The following is a 15269-nucleotide window of genomic DNA, read 5'->3' on the forward strand; positions in this document are numbered from 1 at the left end:
AGGAAGCGGAATGAAAATCGATCTGGCAGGAAAAACGGCGATCGTCAGTGGCTCGACCGCCGGGATCGGGCTGGCTGTCGCGTTGGCGCTGGCCGAAACCGGGGCGGATGTGATCGTCAACGGCCGCAGTCAGGCCCGTGTGGATGAGGCTATGGCCTATATCCGGACCCGCATGCCCACCGCGCGGCTGCGCGGCGTGCCGGGAGATCTGGGCACGAAAGAGGGGATCGACGGCTTTATCCGCCTCGTTCCCCAGGCCGATATTCTCGTCAATAATCTGGGCATTTTCGAGCAGAAGCCGTTTCTTGAAACGCCGGACGAGGATTGGCAGCGTTTCTTCGACGTTAATGTACTGAGTGGCGTGCGCCTGACCCGCCATTATCTGCCGGGCATGGTGGAACGGGCGTGGGGGCGTGTCGTCTTCGTCTCCAGCGAATCGGCATTGAATATTCCAGCGGACATGGTCGCCTACGGGTTCTCCAAGGCCGCGCAGGTCGCCATTGCCCGTGGGATCGCCGAGGGGGTTCCCGGAACGGGCGTGACCGTCAATTCGGTGCTGCCGGGGCCGACACGGACCGAAGGCGTGATGGAGATGTTCGCCAAGGCGGCGCGGGAGACCGGTCGGCCGGCCGAGGAGATCATGGCCGAGTTCGTGCCGCAGCACCGCCCGGCGTCATTGATTCGCCGTCTGGCGGAGCCTGATGAGATCGCCAGCATGGTTGCCTATGTCTGCTCGCCACAGGCCTCGGCCACGACCGGGGCGACCTTGCGGGTGGAAGGGGGCCTGCTGCGCCATCCCGGGTGAACGGCTGCTTTGTTCGCTCGGTCTGCCGGCATAATGCGACGCGCTTTTGCACCCCGCATGACGGTGCTTTCGTCACAAAACAAGTCATTGGGCGTGTGGCCCCTTTTCGTGCTGTCATCACGGATGTTAAGAACAGTGACAATACAGGAAGGGAGCCATGCATGCCTGAAATCGAGGATCGTGCGCCCCAGGCACCGCTGCGCGACGTATTTCAGTTGATGGGTGCGATCCTGTTTGTCATCGGCATGATCCTGATCGGTTGGCGGGCGGCTTTTTTCTCGGGAGTGTGGCCTGCCTGACCTCTCTTCGGGGCTGTTTCGCTTTGCATGGCGAGGGCGGTTGGGCCTGATGGGTGATCAATCATTACCGGATAGCGCGGTCGCGAGCGCAGTGCGTTCTTCGGCCGTCAGCGGGTGTGCGGCGGCGGCGACGTTGGCCTCGATCTGAGCGGGGCGGGTGGCGCCGGCAATGACCGATCCTATGACATCGTGTGACAGGAGCCAGCCGAAGGCCAGTTCGGTCAGGCTGCGCCCATGCGTGCGGGCAACGGTATCCAGCCGGTCGAGAAGGGTCCAGTTGGCGTCGGTCAGGTAGCGGTCGGCCAGATGGATCCACGCACTCAGCCGGCTGCCGGGGGGTGGCGGTGTGCCGCGATGGTATTTTCCGGTCAGGATACCGCTGGCCAGAGGGAAATAAGGGAGCAGCCCCAGGCCGTAATGACGGATTGCCGGCACCAGATCGCGCAATGCGTCCCGCGCCAGCAGGGACAGTTCGTCCTGGCATGAGATGAAGCCCGCCTGGCCGGCCGCGCGGGCGATGTGGCAGGCGTCGGCGACCTGCCAGGCCGGAAAATTGGAACAGCCGGCATAGAGGATCTTTCCCTCGCGGGTCAGGTCGTCCAGAGCGCGCAGAGTCTCCTCGAGCGGGGTGGCCGGGTCGGGGGTATGGACCTGGTACAGATCGATCCGGTCCGTGCGCAGGCGAGTCAGACTGGCTTCGACGGCCCGGCGGATATAGCGGCGCGAGGCGCCCTGAAGATGACCTTCCGCATCCATGGGCATGCCGAATTTGGTGGCCAGCACGATCGCGTTGCGGTGTGACCCGAGGATTGCGCCCAGCGCTTCCTCGGATGCGCCGTAATGGGCTTCGCGCCGGCCATAGACGTCCGCGACATCGAACAGGGTGATGCCGCTGTCCAGGGCCTGATGGACCACCGCCCGGGACTCTTCCAGCCCGATGCGGCCGCCCAGATTGTTGCAGCCCAGCCCGACGGCGGAGACGCGGAGGCCGGAACGGCCGAGGTGGCGATATTCCATAGGAAAACCTTCCTGCCCGGTCAGGGCATTTCCAGCCCGACCGAGACGGGGCAATGATCGGACAGGTCCGGCGCCTGGGCGGGGTCCTGCGCGTCGTATGTCAGGACCCGGAGGCTGTCGGGGCGGAGCCATGCGCGGGCCTGGTTGCCCAGCATGATGTGGTCGATGAAATAGGTGCCGCCCCAGCATGGGCTGGCGCGCCCTGCCGTGGTCAATGTCAGGGGACCGTCGGTTTCCAGTTGCCGGAAAAACGGGTCGGACGGGGTGAGGTTGCGGTTGAAGTCCCCCATGACCAGGAAGGCTACGCCTTCATCCTGTCGCTGGGCAATCCAGTCATCCAACACCGTCAGTTGCCGGGCGAGCGTGCGGCAGGCCGGTCGCCGGTCGGCCAGGGCCGCGTTGCGGCAGCCGGCCTTGAGATGCACGATGAGGATGCGCAGGCTGGCGGCTCCGTCGCCGATCGTGACATCCAGCCCTGTCCGCAGATGATGGGGGGCGTCGGGCGGATAGACGTCGAGTTCCGACAGGTCCGGATGGCGGGTGATGGTCAACCTGGCGGCGACCGCCAGCCCGACGCGCTGGACCACATGGTCGTCGCTCATGACGATCCGGTAACGGTCGGGCGGGAACAGGCGGGCGGCGAGGGTTGGGGAATCGACTTCCTGAAACCCGATGATGTCGGCGTTGAGCCGTGTGGCGTAGAGCGCCAATTGGCGCAGGCCGGCGTCGCTGCGATGATGAAGGTCGGGGGGCAGAGCGGGATCGCCCGATGGCCGTGCCGTGAGCCAGTCCAGGTTCCAGGTCGAGACCTTGATCGTGCGGGCGGCCGCGCCGTGGAGGGGCAGTGTGGTGAGGACGGCCATCAGCCACCCGGCGCAGGCCAGGAGGCGGATGACCGTCGATCGTGGATCAGGCCTGTACAGGCTTCGCATCCACCTCGCGGGTCAGGCGGGAGATGGCTTCATCGACGTGGATGCTGGAGCGCGTGGTCTCGTCCAGGATCACGACTTCGCCGCTGGCGATATCGTAGAACCAGCCCTGCAGGATCAGCGTGTTGCGGGCCAGGGCGGCGGCTACGGCCGGATGGGTGCGCAGATGGGCGATCTGTAGCAGCACATTCTGTTCCGCCAGACTCCGCACGGATTCCGGACCAGCGTCGGTTGCCTTCAGCGCGCCGGCGACGGCCCGCGCGGCTTCGGCATTGCGCAGCCAGGAGGCGACGGTGGGCATGTGGGCGAGTTTCGACGGATCGGGGTCCAGCAGCGCTTTCATCGCCCCGCAATCCGAGTGACCGCAGACGATGATATGCGATACGCCCAGTGCCAGGACCGCATATTCGATGGCTGACGACACGCCGCCCAGCATTTCGCCGTAGGCGGGGACGATGTTGCCGATATTGCGCAGCACGAACAGGTCGCCCGGCTGGGTCTGCGTGATCAGGCTGGGATTCACGCGGCTGTCGGCGCAGGCGATGAACAGCGTGTCCGGAGATTGCTGGCCAGCCAGTTCCGCGAACAGTTCGCGATTCTGCGGGAAGATCTCGGCATTGAATTTCTCGACCCCGTGCAGGAGCGAAATCAATGTTTTCTTGGCATCAGTGTCGGCCATCGAAGGTCCCTATGTTCTGAAGTCCGCCTGGAACTCCACAGTGGCGTTCGAACGGTCACCCTGACAACGGCCGTCCTGCAGGAGGCGTGCCGTTTTGGCATGTGGGCGCCGGGGCGCCGGCATGGCCGGGCCCATCGAAGATAGCATGGAAACGAGGACGGCACAGGTCCGGTTTCGCCTGTGGAGGCTCGGGACATACTATGTCAGGCGCCGGACACATCGCCGTGCCATCGGGACACGGCGATGGGGAGGCTATTAAGGTCAGGTCAGGGACTTGCGTACCGCGTCGAGCGCCGCGTCGGCCTGCGATACGTCCGGGCCGCCGGCCTGGGCCATGTCGCGCCGTCCGCCGCCGCCCTTGCCGCCCATGGCGGCACTGGCGGCCCGTACGAGTTCGACCGCGTCGAAACGTTCGGTGAGATCGGCGGTGACGCTGACGACGACGCTGCCCTTGCCGTCGGCGATGGAGACCAGGGCCACCACGCCCGAGCCGACCTGCTGGCGCAGGGAGTCGGCCAGAGGCTTGAGTTCGCGCGCCGGCAGATCGCCCACATTGCGGGCGATGAAGCCGATGCCGTTGATCGTCTCGGTGCTGGCGCCGCCGTCGCCGCCGCTGGCCAGCTTGCGTTGCAGGTCGGAGATCTGGCGTTCCATGACCTTGCGTTCTTCGAGGATCACCGCCAGCCGCTCGGGGGCTTCGGCGGCCGAGACGCGCAGCATCGCCGCCACCTGGGCCAGCCGCTGCTCGGTGGCGATCGAGGCCGTCTCGGCGGTCTTGCCGGTGACCGCCTCAATGCGACGGATGCCGGCCGAGACGCCGCTTTCCGACGTGATGCGGAACAGGCCGATATCGCCGGTGCGGTTGACATGCGTGCCACCGCACAGCTCGATCGACCAGGCCGGACGGTTTTCCTCGGCCGGGCCCATGAATACGACCCGGACTTCATCGCCGTATTTCTCGCCGAACAGGGCCATCGCGCCCTGTGCCACCGCTTCCTCCTGCGACATCGGGCGGGTGGTGACCGCGCTGTTTTCACGGATGCGGGCATTCACCTCGGCTTCGACCTCGGCGATCTCCTCCGGCGTCAGAGGGCGGGGCTGGCTGATGTCGAAGCGCAGGCGGTCGGGCGCGTTCAGGCTGCCTTTCTGCGTGACGTGCGCGCCCAGGCGCCGGCGCAGGGCCTCGTGCAGCAGGTGGGTGGCGGAATGATGCGCGCGGATCGCGCTGCGTCGCTCGTGATCGACGGTGGCGGTGACTGCCTGGCCGACGCGGACCGTGCCTTCGATCACCGTGCCCGAATGCACCAGCAGGTCGCCCAGCCGCTTCTGGGTGTCGGTGACGGCGATACGCAGGCCGGGCGCGGTGATCAGGCCGGTATCGCCGACCTGGCCGCCGCTTTCGCCGTAGAACGGGGTCTGGTTGAGCAGCAGGGCGACCTCGGTTCCGGCCGGGGCGTCGGTCACGGACTGGCCTTTGCTGACGATGGCCTGGATTTCGGCATCCGCCTGTTCGGTCGCATAGCCCAGGAACTCGGTGGCGCCGAACGTGTCGCGGGCCTCGAACCACACGGTTTCGGTCGCGCTGTCGCCCGAGCCGCTCCATGCGGCGCGGGCGCGCTCGCGCTGCACCTGCATCGCGGCGTCGAAGCCCGCGACATCGACCTCGTGGCTGCCGCCGCGCAGGGCGTCCTGCGTCAGGTCCAGCGGGAAGCCGAACGTGTCGTAGAGTTTGAACGCCACGTCGCCGGGCAGTTTCTGGCCGTCACCCAGCTTCGCCGTCTCGTCGGACAGCAGCGTCAGGCCGCGTTCCAGCATCGCCTTGAAGCGTTCTTCCTCGCCGCGCATGGTCTCGCGGATCAGGGCTTCGGCCTGGACTAGTTCGGGGTAGGCGGCGCCCATCTGGCGCACCAGGGCGGGAACCAGGCGGTGGAATACCGTCTCCTTGGTGCCCATCATGTGCAGGTGGCGCATCGCGCGGCGCATGATGCGGCGCAGGACGTAGCCGCGACCGTCCTTGGACGGCAGCACGCCGTCCGCGATCAGGAACGAGGTGGAGCGCAGGTGATCGGCCACCACGCGGTGGCTGGCGCGGAACGGGCCGTCCGGGTCCTGGCCCGTGACCTCGGCCGAGGCCAGGATCAGGGCGCGCATCGTGTCCGTGTCGTAATTGTCGCGCTTGCCCTGCATGATGGCGGCGAAGCGTTCCAGCCCCATGCCGGTGTCGATCGAGGGGCGCGGCAGCGGCGAGCGGACGCCCGGCGGGTCCTCGAAGAACTGCATGAACACGAGGTTCCAGATCTCGACGAACCGGTCGCCATCCTCGTCGGGCGAGCCGGGGGGGCCGCCGGGAACGTCAGGACCGTGGTCGTAGAAGATTTCCGAGCACGGGCCGCAGGGGCCGGTATCGCCCATGCGCCAGAAATTGTCGGAGGTGCCGATGCGGATGATCCGCTGGTCGGGCAGGCCGGCGATCTTGCGCCACAAGGCTGCTGCGTCCTCGTCTTCTGCGTAGACGGTGACCAGCAGTTTTTCGGCGGGCAGGCCGAAATTGCGGGTGATCAGGTTCCAGGCGAATTCGATCGCTTCGGGCTTGAAATAGTCGCCGAAGGAGAAATTCCCCATCATCTCGAAGAAGGTGTGATGGCGGGCGGTGTAACCGACATTATCCAGGTCGTTATGCTTGCCGCCGGCGCGGACCACCTTCTGCGCCGTGGTGGCGCGCGCGTAGGGGCGGGTTTCCTGCCCGGTGAAGACGTTCTTGAACTGGACCATGCCGGCATTCGTGAACAGCAGGGTCGGGTCGTTGCGCGGCACCAGCGACGAGGACGGCACGATCTGATGACCGTTGGCCGCGAAATAGTCGAGGAAGGTCGCGCGGATATCGTTTGTGGAGGTCATGGCGGAGGGCTGACGATCCTGAAATGGCGAAGGCTGGAAAGCTCGGATACCATCACCTAGCGCACGGCGTGCCCGGCAGGAAGAGCAAGGGCGCGTGGTGAGGCGAATCGGCGCCCCCATAAAAACACCGACGGAAGGACGAACGCATGAACTGGATCGCGGAACGGGACTGGCCCCGGCTGGAGCAGGGCCTGGCCGGCAGGCTGCGGCGCGATTGCGGCGCGGACTGGGAACGGTTCATTGACCATCCCTTCGTCCGTGGCATGGCGGACGGGACGCTGCCCGAGGCCGATTTCAGGCGCTTCCTGATCCAGGACTATCTGTACCTGATCCAGTATGCGCGGGCTTATGCGCTGGCGATCTACAAGGCCGATACGATGGAGGACATGCGCTCGGCCTCCGGCATCGTGTCCGGCCTGCTGGATACCGAACTGGCGCTGCATATTGCCTATTGCGCGGGATGGGGACTGTGCGTGGAGGATCTGCATGGCCAGCCCGAATCCCTGGAACTGCTGGCCTATACCCGTTTCATTCTCGACCGGGGGCAGACGGGCGACCTGCTGGACCTGATCGTGACGCTGGCGCCGTGCCTGATCGGCTACGGCGAAATCGGTGCCCGCCTGATGGCTGACCCGGCAACCCGGCGGGAGGGGAATCCCTACTGGGATTGGATTGCCCTTTATGGGGGCGAAAAGTTTATCGGGCTGGTGGATGCCGGGCTCATGACGCTGGAAAGGCTGGCTGAGCGCTATGGCGCGGAGGGGCGCTATCCTGCGCTGCTTGCCGAATTCCGGACCGCCGTGAAGCTGGAGGCTGCGTTCTGGCATGCCGGCCGGTCCGGTATGCTCTGATCCGTCGGATTTAGGGGCTCTGCTGCCGTTGGCGGAAGACCATCCGGTGGCTGAGCGTGAAATTGGCGGCCAGGCCGGCAAGGGCTCCGGCGGCCAGAGCCAGGACGGGAACGGCCCGGCACAGGGGAAACAGCAGGAACAGCGCGAAGACCATGCCGCGATTCATGATGAAACCCACTGAACTGGCCAGCAGGAAACGGGCCCACTGAATCAGGGGCCGGTCGGCATGTACGACGTGACGGAACGTCCAGAGCCGATTCATCAGCCAGTTCATGCTCGCTGCGATGAAATAGGCCAGCACGGTGGCGCCCACGAGGCCCAGCAGGGGGCGGAAACCGTAGACCGCCAGCGTATCCCAGATCAGCCCCGATGTTCCGACGATCCCGAATTTCAGGAATGACCAGATCCGGGCGCGCAGGTCGCCTTTCGCACCGGGAAGCGGGACATCGGCGGGAGAGGGGCGGGAATCCGGCACGGCGCGCGGTCTCGTCGGCTATGGATATGAAGGGCGCGCAATAAAAAAGGGATGCCCGAAGGCATCCCTCTTTACCCTGTCGAACCAGGCGGAAACCGCCAGGATCAGTGCAGGATGATTTCCACGCGACGGTTCTGCGGCTCGCGGGTGTTCGGACCCGTCGGAACCAGCGGATGCGCCTCGCCGTAACCATGGATGTCGATCGCGTTCGCGGGCACGCCGTCACGGATCAGTTCAGCCTTCACGCTCTGCGCGCGACGGTTGGACAGGCCGAGGTTGTACTTCTCGCCACGCGGACCCGGATGGGCCGCCGAGTTGTCGGTGTAGCCGTTGACTTCGATCCGCGTCGTCTGGATGTGGGTCGAGGCCTGGGCGGCTTCGGCCACGATCTCACGCGCGCGGCCCGTCAGGTCCGAACGATCCCAGTCGAAGAACACCAGGTAGGTGCGCGCCGGGGTCGGGGCGGGCGGCACAACGACCGGAGCCGGCGGCGGCGGCGGCGGCGCGGTGTCGAACGCATAGCGCAGACCCAGGATGAACTGGTGGTTGAAGCGATGGTCGAAGTTCGCGTGACCACGGCTCAGGCCCGACGGGCTGTACGAGGACATCGTGAATGAGCCGTTGTTGAAGGTCTGGCCGACCATGCGGTACTGCGCGGTGATCTGCAGGCCCGGGACGTTCGGGACGTCGAAAGCCGCACCGGCGATGCCCTGGTAGGCGAAACCACCCGTCGTGCCGCCCAGGCGGTCAACGCGGTTGGCCGAGCTGGCGTAGCTGGTCGTGGTCGGGTTGTAGTGCTGCCACAGATAGCCGGCACCGACACCGACGAACGGCGTCACCGGAACATCGATCCCGAACTGCTTCAGGTCGATATCATACAGCACGTTCACCAGGCCGCCATAGGACTGGTCGCTGCCGCTGGTCTTGGCCGGAGCGGTGCCGCTGCGGTGGTTGATCTCAGAGTAGTTATAGAGACCTTCAACCTCGACGCGCAGGCCGTTGCCGAGGCCCCAGCCGAAGGCGCCGAAGCCCGTGAAGCCGTCATGATGACGGTACTGCGACGAACTGGACACGCCAGCCGTCGGATTGTTGGCGAAATGGCCATGCTGGTTCTGGACCAGGTTATAACCACCGCCCAGATCGACATACGGACCGGTAATGATTGTCGCGTTGGCTGCAACAGGTGCAGCTGCCATCAGCGTGGTGGCGAGTAATGCCGTGCGGAGACGCATTTTTTCGTCCTCTTGATCATCCGTTCGAGTAACCGTCAAACCACAGACGGCCAACCTCAGCGTGATGCTTAACCCCCTATAGAACTTCCGGTTCCGGATTAGGAACCCGCATCGAGGGCAAAGCAGCCATTACCATTGAGCACCGTGTTGAAAAAGCAACAGTTTGTTTCGATAAGATTACGTGCGGATTGCAACTATTTCCCGGCGAGGGGAATTCAACGACACCTCCCGAGCGGGGCTATGGCAGGATTATGTGATATCCGCGCATCTGTGTTGCGATATCGCAACGCATGACGGAAGCGTCATGCGGCGCATCCTTCCGCCAGCAGGATTTCCCGCACCATGCTGTCGGGAACGTCGCGGCAGGTGAAAGCCTGCCCGATGCCGTGCACGAGGACGAAGGACAGGCGCCCGTCGCGCATCTTCTTGTCGCGCTGCATGTGGGCAAGCAGCCTTTCGGCCGAAAATGTCTGCTCCAGGTCGCGCAGCCGGGCCGGCATGCCCAGCCGTTCCAGGTGGGTCGTCACGCGCTCGACATCCGCGCTGCTGCACAGGCCCATCCGCTCGGAGGTGACGAAGGCCAGGCGCAGGCCGAGCGACACGGCTTCGCCATGTAGCAGGCGACCGTCATATCCCAGTTCGGCTTCCAGTGCGTGGCCGAACGTGTGCCCGAGATTGAGCAGGGCCCTTCCGTCCGATTTCCGCTCCTCGCGCTCATCGTCTCCCACGACGGCGGCCTTGAACGCGCAGGCGCGGCGCACGGCCTCGGCCTGGCTGTCGGCGTCGCCATCCAGCACCGCCTGGCCGTTGGCCTCGCACCATTCGAAGAGGGCGGAGTCGCCGATCAGGCCGGCTTTGACGATTTCGGCGTAGCCGGCGCGGATCTCGCGTGGCGGTAGCGTGGCGAGGGTCGCGGTATCGGCCAGCACCGCCAGCGGCTGGTGGAATGCTCCGAGAAGGTTCTTGCCGAAGGGGGTGTTGATGCCCGTCTTGCCGCCGACGGAGGAATCGACCTGCGCCAGCAGGGTGGTGGGAATCTGCACGAAGGGCAGGCCACGCATCGTGGTCGCTGCCGCGAAGCCTGCCAGGTCGCCGACGACGCCGCCGCCCAGCGCAATGACGGTGGTGCCGCGTTCGACCCCCATCTCCAGCAGGATGCCGGTGACGCGCTCGTATTCCGCCAGCGTCTTGGAGCCTTCTCCCGGCGGCACGACGATGGTTTCGGCCTGGATTCCGTCCTGTGCCAGCCCCTGGAGCAATTGCGGAAGATGCCGGGATTCGACGGTCGAGTCGGTCACGACCACGACACGCTTCTGGGGCAGGACCGGCGAGAGCAGCATGCCGGCGTGGCGCAGGAGGTCCTCGCCGATCGTCACGTCATACCGCCAGCGATCCAGTATGACGGGAACGAGCCGCGGTTGCCGGCCCAGTGCCAGGGCGTTGATGACGGTCGCGGCGCTCTGTTCCACGCTTTCTTCTCCACAATCCACGGTAATGTCTGCCTCGGCATAGGTCGGGTAACGGATGTCCATCAGTTGCGCCAGGACGTCGCGCGGGTTGCCGGCATTCAGGAGTGGTCGGTGGCCCCGCCCCTGGACCCGGCGCACCAGGACGGGCAGCGGGCACCGCAGCCATACCGACGTCGCGCGCTCGCGGACGATCGCCCGAGTCATCGGGTCCATGAAGGCGCCGCCGCCCGTCGCCAGCACCACGGGGGGACCGTCGAGGATGCGGCGGATAACCCTGTGTTCGCCCTTGCGGAACTCGGCTTCGCCATACTGGGTGAACAGGTCGGCGATCGAGCAGCCCGCCGCGCGCTCGATTTCCAGGTCGGCGTCGATGAATGGCATGCCCAGGCGCGTTGCGATCCGTCGGCCGATCGTCGTCTTTCCGGCCCCCATCAGCCCAACCAGAACGACGCTGTCTTCGCGCGGGCCGTGGCCTGGGAAGAGGGGGAGGGGCGTCCCGGTACCGTGAGCGGAAGAGGCGGACGGCATCGCCTGGTCCCCGGCGAAAGGTTGAGCTGTGGACTCGGACGGATCGGAGGCGTTCTGGCGTGACATGAAGGCCAACCTACCATAGAGCAAAGACAACTCGCCATGTCGCATCATGGCCGGATCTTCCGGCGAGGCGGCGGGCATCATTGCGTTGGGGTTCGGTTATGCTGCGCATCCTGCTGGCTCTTGCGGGTATTGGGGTTGTGGTCGGAATCGGTGGGTTCATGTCGCTGGGTGCGTTTCCGCCGCCGGCACCGACCGTGCCGGTACACAAGGATCTGCCGCCGGATCGATTCGTCCATTCATGAGCGCGGCCGTTCAGGCCGAATCGTTCCTGGAAATGCTGGCGGCCGAGCGTGGGGCGGCCGCGAATACGCTGGGGGCCTATGCCCGGGACCTGCGTGACCTCGAATCGTTTGTGGCGCAGGCCGGGTGCGCGATGGCGGATGCCGACGCGGGCGTGTTGCGTGACTACATGGCGGGACTCGCCCAGGCCGGCCTGTCGCCCCGGACGCAGGCGCGGCGGCTGTCCTGCCTGAAGCAGTTCTATCTGTTCCTGAGCCGTGAAGGGTTGCGGACCGACAATCCGGCTGCATTGCTCGACGCGCCCCGTTTGCCGGCCACATTGCCGCGCTTCCTGACCGAAGAGGAAGTCGATGCGCTGCTGGGCGCGTGCGACATGCCGCCTGATGACGGGCGGCGCTGGCTGGCCGCGCGTGCGGCGCTGGAAATTCTGTACGCGTCCGGGTTGCGGATTTCGGAACTACTGGCGTTGCCACGCCGTGCCCTGACGGGCGACGCGCGGATGCTGCTGGTGCGCGGCAAGGGGGGGCGGGAACGTCTGGTGCCCTTATCCGTCCAGGCACGTGCGGCGGCCGAGGCGCTGGCGACGCGGGATCAGGCACTGCGCAGCCCTTACCTGTTTCCCGGCCGGGATGGGCAGCGGCCGCTGACACGGCAGGGATTCGATCGGATCCTGCATGATGTGGCGCTTCGGGCAGGGCTGGACCCCGCGCGCCTGTCGCCGCATGTGCTGCGCCATTCCTTTGCCACGCACATGCTGGCGCGTGGGGCCGACCTGCGTGCTCTTCAGATGCTTCTGGGCCATGCCGACATCGCCACGACACAGATCTATACCCATGTGCTGGCCGAACGGTTGCGCGCGGTGGTCGAGGCACATCATCCGCTCGCAGGTGGGCGAAAGGGCGCGGGTGGGCAGGGGAATACGTCGTCATAAGGCGCGCGGCGAGTGGCGCCGGGCGGTCGTGCCACCCGATGGATTTAGTGGCGGACCGGGTGGGGGGACTTGGCAGGATTCGTGGCTGTGCTATCCGCACGGGATGCGCCAGTTTTTAGATTTTGAAAAGTCGGTCGCCGAGCTTGAGAACAAGATCGACGAACTCCGTCACATGTCCGGCCCCGACGGCATCAATATCGCCGAGGAGATCGCCCGTCTGACCGAAAAGTCGGACAAGCAGCTTCGGGCCGCCTATGCCAAGCTGACACCTGGGCAGAAGGTCCAGGTCGCCCGGCATGCGCAGCGACCGCACACGGCCGAATATATCGGCACTCTGATCCAGGATTTCACGCCGCTGGCCGGCGACCGCCTGTTCGGCGAGGACAAGGCTGTCATCGGTGGAATCGGCCGTTTCCAGGATATTCCGGTGGTGGTGATCGGAACCGAGCGCGGGTCGGAGCTGGAGAGCCGGCTGGAGCATAATTTTGGCATGGCGCGCCCCGAGGGCTATCGCAAGGCGCAGCGCCTGATGAAACTTGCGGGCCGTTTCGGCATGCCGATCCTGACCTTTATCGACACGGCGGGCGCGTGGCCCGGCATCGACGCCGAGGCACGCGGCCAGGCGGAGGCGATCGCACGATCCATCGATACCTGCCTCTCGGCCCCGGTGCCGGTGATCGCCACCGTGATCGGCGAAGGCGGGTCGGGCGGGGCCATCGCCCTGGGGGCGGGCGACCGGGTGATGATGCTGGAGCATGCGATCTATTCGGTTATTTCGCCTGAAGCCTGTGCGTCGATTCTGTGGCGTGACCCCAAGCTGGCGACCAGCGCGGCCGAGGCGTTGAAGCTGACGGCCCAGGATCTGCTGCAACTGCACCTGGTCGACCGCATCATTCCCGAGCCGCTGGGGGGCGCGCAGCGCGATCCGGAGGTTGCGATTCGCGCGGTTGGCGATGCCATCGCTGCCGAACTGCCGGACTTGATGTCGCTCAGCGGAGCGATGCTCGTGGCCCAGCGCCGCGAGAAATTCCTCGCCATGGGACGCGACGGCCTGACCTGACCACCTGAATGGTTGTGTGACTGCGGCCAAATCGGACGAACGGCTTTTGGGGGCCGTCACCGTAGGTTGGTGAGCGAGCGTGCCGCGCGAGCGGTGCGCCACCATCGCGCGGTGGCGGCCCCGAATTTATTGGTCGGGGCGCACGATTATGCAGTCCAGCCCTTGCTGGTGCAGGGATGAGCATGCGGTGGCGGCGCTGCCGCGTGCCAAGCCGGCCAGCCGCGCGCGATAGAGTGGATGCCCGTTGAACGAGGGGACGGGTTGAACGACGCTGCGTGCGCCGTTCAGGGCGTTGAATGCCGCCTGGCGGGCCATGGTGGTGGCGAATCGGGCCTGCCCTTCCGAGGCGAACGCGCCGACCTGAATCGACCACTGGCCGTAATTCACGCCGGCCGGGGCCGCGGCAGCCATGGGTGCGCGGGCGGCGACCGGTGTTGCGACGAATGGTGCGGCGGCCATGGGCTGGGCGACGGTCGGCGTAGGTGGTGGGAGTGCCGACGGCATGGGCGGCGCCAATGGCTGGCAAGGGGCATCGGGATCGTAGGCGGCGTCGGGATCTTGGGCACATTGCCGGGCGGGTGTGGAGCGCGGCACGTAGGCCGCGTACTGGACGGGTTGGCCGCCGGTGGGGTTGGCGATGGTGGGGGTGACGACGATGGGCGGTGCGGCTCGGGATGCCGCCGCCATGGCGACGGGTAGCCTGGTCGGCGTGGCCGACACCATCTGGGTGCCGCTGCCATAGGCGGCCAGCGGGCCGCTGAGTGCCACCTGCGTGCCCAGGTTTGGTGTGACCGAGGCGAGGTAGTTGACTGTCTCGTTCGGTAGTTGCCGTCCGGTCTGGAGATAGTCGTCCAGGCGTTGCGGGCCGGCATTGTAGGCGGCGAGAAAGCCCGGTGCACCGTAGCGGTCGTACATCTGCCGGATATAGGCGGTGCCGGCGAGGATATTGTCGTGCGGTTCGTAAGGGTCCGGTCCCAGCCCGTTCTGCGCCTGCATGTCGGCGTAGGTCTGGGGCATGAGCTGCATCAGGCCCATGGCGCCGGCGGATGAAGTGATCGGCTGCCCGTGCAGATATTCATGGCCGCCCGATTCCTGTTGCATCACGGCGCGTACCCATTCTTGGGGGACCGAGAAGCGGGTCGAGGCGTCGGAAATATAGGGCCCCCACGGATCCTGGGGCGAGCCAGGAGCCCGATAGGCACCATTGCGGGGGTAATAGCGGGAATAGCGCGAACCGGGCGTGCTGCTGCACGCCGCCAGCATGGCGGGGACGATCAGGGCCAGCCCGATCATGGCGGCGTGGCGGCCGCGCCTCCGGCGGGAGCCGGCGGTAGGGAGGGGGGCTAGATCAGGCATAGTCCGGCGAGATCCCGCCGTAATGATTCTGGAAGCATGTCGCCAGTGCCGCCGCTGGCGGTCAGGTCGGGTGGCGCGTCGGCGGGGGAGAGGTAGCGCCAGCCCTGGAACGGGCGCATCGGGCGTGGCGCGACCGGGACGATCTCCGGTGCCAGCACCATCAGCGCGCAGGCCACGCCGTCCTCGCGCGTATCGGGGCAGATCTCGACGACGCGCTGGCGGCACAGGATCAGGCCGCCGATGACCCGGTAGAGCGAGCCGCCATCGAGGATTTCCGATGCCCGGCGGGGAAACATGCGTGTACGCAGCCACGGGTGGCCGGACGGCCGGGTGCCGTCCAGCCCGTCTCCGGCCCCTTCGGCCATGGTACGCTGCCGGTGCGCCAGTTCCTCAACCGAAGCGATGCCGACCGCGAGCTTGACCAGGTGCAGCAT

At 66.2% G+C, this 15269-nt stretch carries 15 protein-coding genes; 6 read left to right on the forward strand and 9 right to left on the reverse strand.

Annotated elements, in window-relative coordinates; all coding sequences use genetic code 11:
* The first annotated feature begins 10 nt into the window (after positions 1 to 10).
* Positions 11 to 805, forward strand: a complete 795-nt coding sequence (locus C7453_RS07275) for an SDR family NAD(P)-dependent oxidoreductase (RefSeq protein ID WP_114726874.1) — start codon at positions 11 to 13, stop codon at positions 803 to 805.
* Positions 806 to 966: 161 nt separating this feature from the next.
* A complete protein-coding gene (locus C7453_RS18900) occupies positions 967 to 1104 on the forward strand; it encodes a hypothetical protein (protein WP_170143153.1) in 138 nt (45 codons plus the stop codon).
* Positions 1105 to 1161: 57 nt separating this feature from the next.
* Here the strand turns inward: C7453_RS18900 and C7453_RS07280 are convergent, their stop codons facing one another.
* The 4 genes from C7453_RS07280 to alaS all read right to left on the reverse strand — a co-directional run bounded on the left by C7453_RS07280 (position 1162) and on the right by alaS (position 6627).
* Entirely contained in the window at positions 1162 to 2121 is a 960-nt protein-coding gene (locus C7453_RS07280; RefSeq protein ID WP_114726875.1) for an aldo/keto reductase, read from the reverse strand.
* 20 nt (positions 2122 to 2141) lie between these two features.
* On the reverse strand, positions 2142 to 2984 hold the full coding sequence (locus tag C7453_RS07285) for an endonuclease/exonuclease/phosphatase family protein (RefSeq protein ID WP_114727065.1): 843 nt from the start codon (positions 2982 to 2984) through the stop codon (positions 2142 to 2144).
* 46 nt (positions 2985 to 3030) lie between these two features.
* Positions 3031 to 3729, reverse strand: a complete 699-nt coding sequence (locus C7453_RS07290; protein ID WP_114726876.1) for a carbonic anhydrase — start codon at positions 3727 to 3729, stop codon at positions 3031 to 3033.
* A gap of 261 nt (positions 3730 to 3990) precedes the next feature.
* The gene (gene alaS / locus C7453_RS07295; RefSeq protein WP_114726877.1) at positions 3991 to 6627 is read right to left on the reverse strand and encodes an alanine--tRNA ligase; all 2637 of its coding nucleotides are present in this window, start codon (positions 6625 to 6627) and stop codon (positions 3991 to 3993) included.
* 146 nt (positions 6628 to 6773) lie between these two features.
* Here alaS and tenA point away from each other — a divergent pair, with 146 nt between their 5' ends.
* Positions 6774 to 7478: a thiaminase II gene (tenA, locus tag C7453_RS07300; RefSeq protein WP_114726878.1), complete on the forward strand. Its 705-nt coding sequence runs from the start codon at positions 6774 to 6776 to the stop codon at positions 7476 to 7478.
* A 10-nt stretch (positions 7479 to 7488) separates the two neighbouring features.
* Here the strand turns inward: tenA and C7453_RS07305 are convergent, their stop codons facing one another.
* From C7453_RS07305 to aroB, 3 genes are all read right to left on the reverse strand, one after another.
* Positions 7489 to 7953, reverse strand: coding sequence for a GtrA family protein (locus C7453_RS07305; RefSeq protein WP_245948908.1), 465 nt, complete (start codon positions 7951 to 7953; stop codon positions 7489 to 7491).
* A 104-nt stretch (positions 7954 to 8057) separates the two neighbouring features.
* Complete coding sequence (locus C7453_RS07310) at positions 8058 to 9185, reverse strand: OmpA family protein (protein WP_114726879.1); 1128 nt, start codon at positions 9183 to 9185, stop codon at positions 8058 to 8060.
* Between the two features lie 302 nt (positions 9186 to 9487).
* Entirely contained in the window at positions 9488 to 11248 is a 1761-nt protein-coding gene (gene aroB / locus C7453_RS07315; RefSeq protein WP_114727066.1) for a 3-dehydroquinate synthase, read from the reverse strand.
* A gap of 98 nt (positions 11249 to 11346) precedes the next feature.
* Between aroB and C7453_RS18905 the strand changes: the two genes are divergently transcribed.
* From C7453_RS18905 to C7453_RS07325, 3 genes are all read left to right on the forward strand, one after another.
* The gene (locus C7453_RS18905) at positions 11347 to 11490 is read left to right on the forward strand and encodes a hypothetical protein (RefSeq protein ID WP_170143154.1); all 144 of its coding nucleotides are present in this window, start codon (positions 11347 to 11349) and stop codon (positions 11488 to 11490) included.
* Positions 11487 to 12419 carry a site-specific tyrosine recombinase XerD gene (locus C7453_RS07320; RefSeq protein WP_114726880.1) on the forward strand — a complete coding sequence of 311 codons (933 nt, stop codon included), beginning with the start codon at positions 11487 to 11489 and terminating at the stop codon, positions 12417 to 12419. Before C7453_RS18905 ends, C7453_RS07320 begins: the two co-directional genes overlap by 4 nt.
* A 103-nt stretch (positions 12420 to 12522) precedes the next feature.
* A complete protein-coding gene (locus tag C7453_RS07325; protein ID WP_114726881.1) occupies positions 12523 to 13479 on the forward strand; it encodes an acetyl-CoA carboxylase carboxyltransferase subunit alpha in 957 nt (318 codons plus the stop codon).
* 126 nt (positions 13480 to 13605) lie between these two features.
* Here the strand turns inward: C7453_RS07325 and C7453_RS07330 are convergent, their stop codons facing one another.
* Positions 13606 to 14835, reverse strand: coding sequence for a lytic transglycosylase domain-containing protein (locus C7453_RS07330; RefSeq protein WP_174787916.1), 1230 nt, complete (start codon positions 14833 to 14835; stop codon positions 13606 to 13608).
* Positions 14823 to 15269, reverse strand: a complete 447-nt coding sequence (locus C7453_RS07335) for a DUF1489 family protein (RefSeq protein WP_114726883.1) — start codon at positions 15267 to 15269, stop codon at positions 14823 to 14825. The genes C7453_RS07330 and C7453_RS07335 overlap by 13 nt, the downstream gene beginning before the upstream one ends.

Origin of the sequence: Gluconacetobacter liquefaciens (genome assembly GCF_003350405.1) — a bacterium.
Classification (GTDB): Bacteria; Pseudomonadota; Alphaproteobacteria; order Acetobacterales; family Acetobacteraceae; genus Gluconacetobacter; species Gluconacetobacter liquefaciens.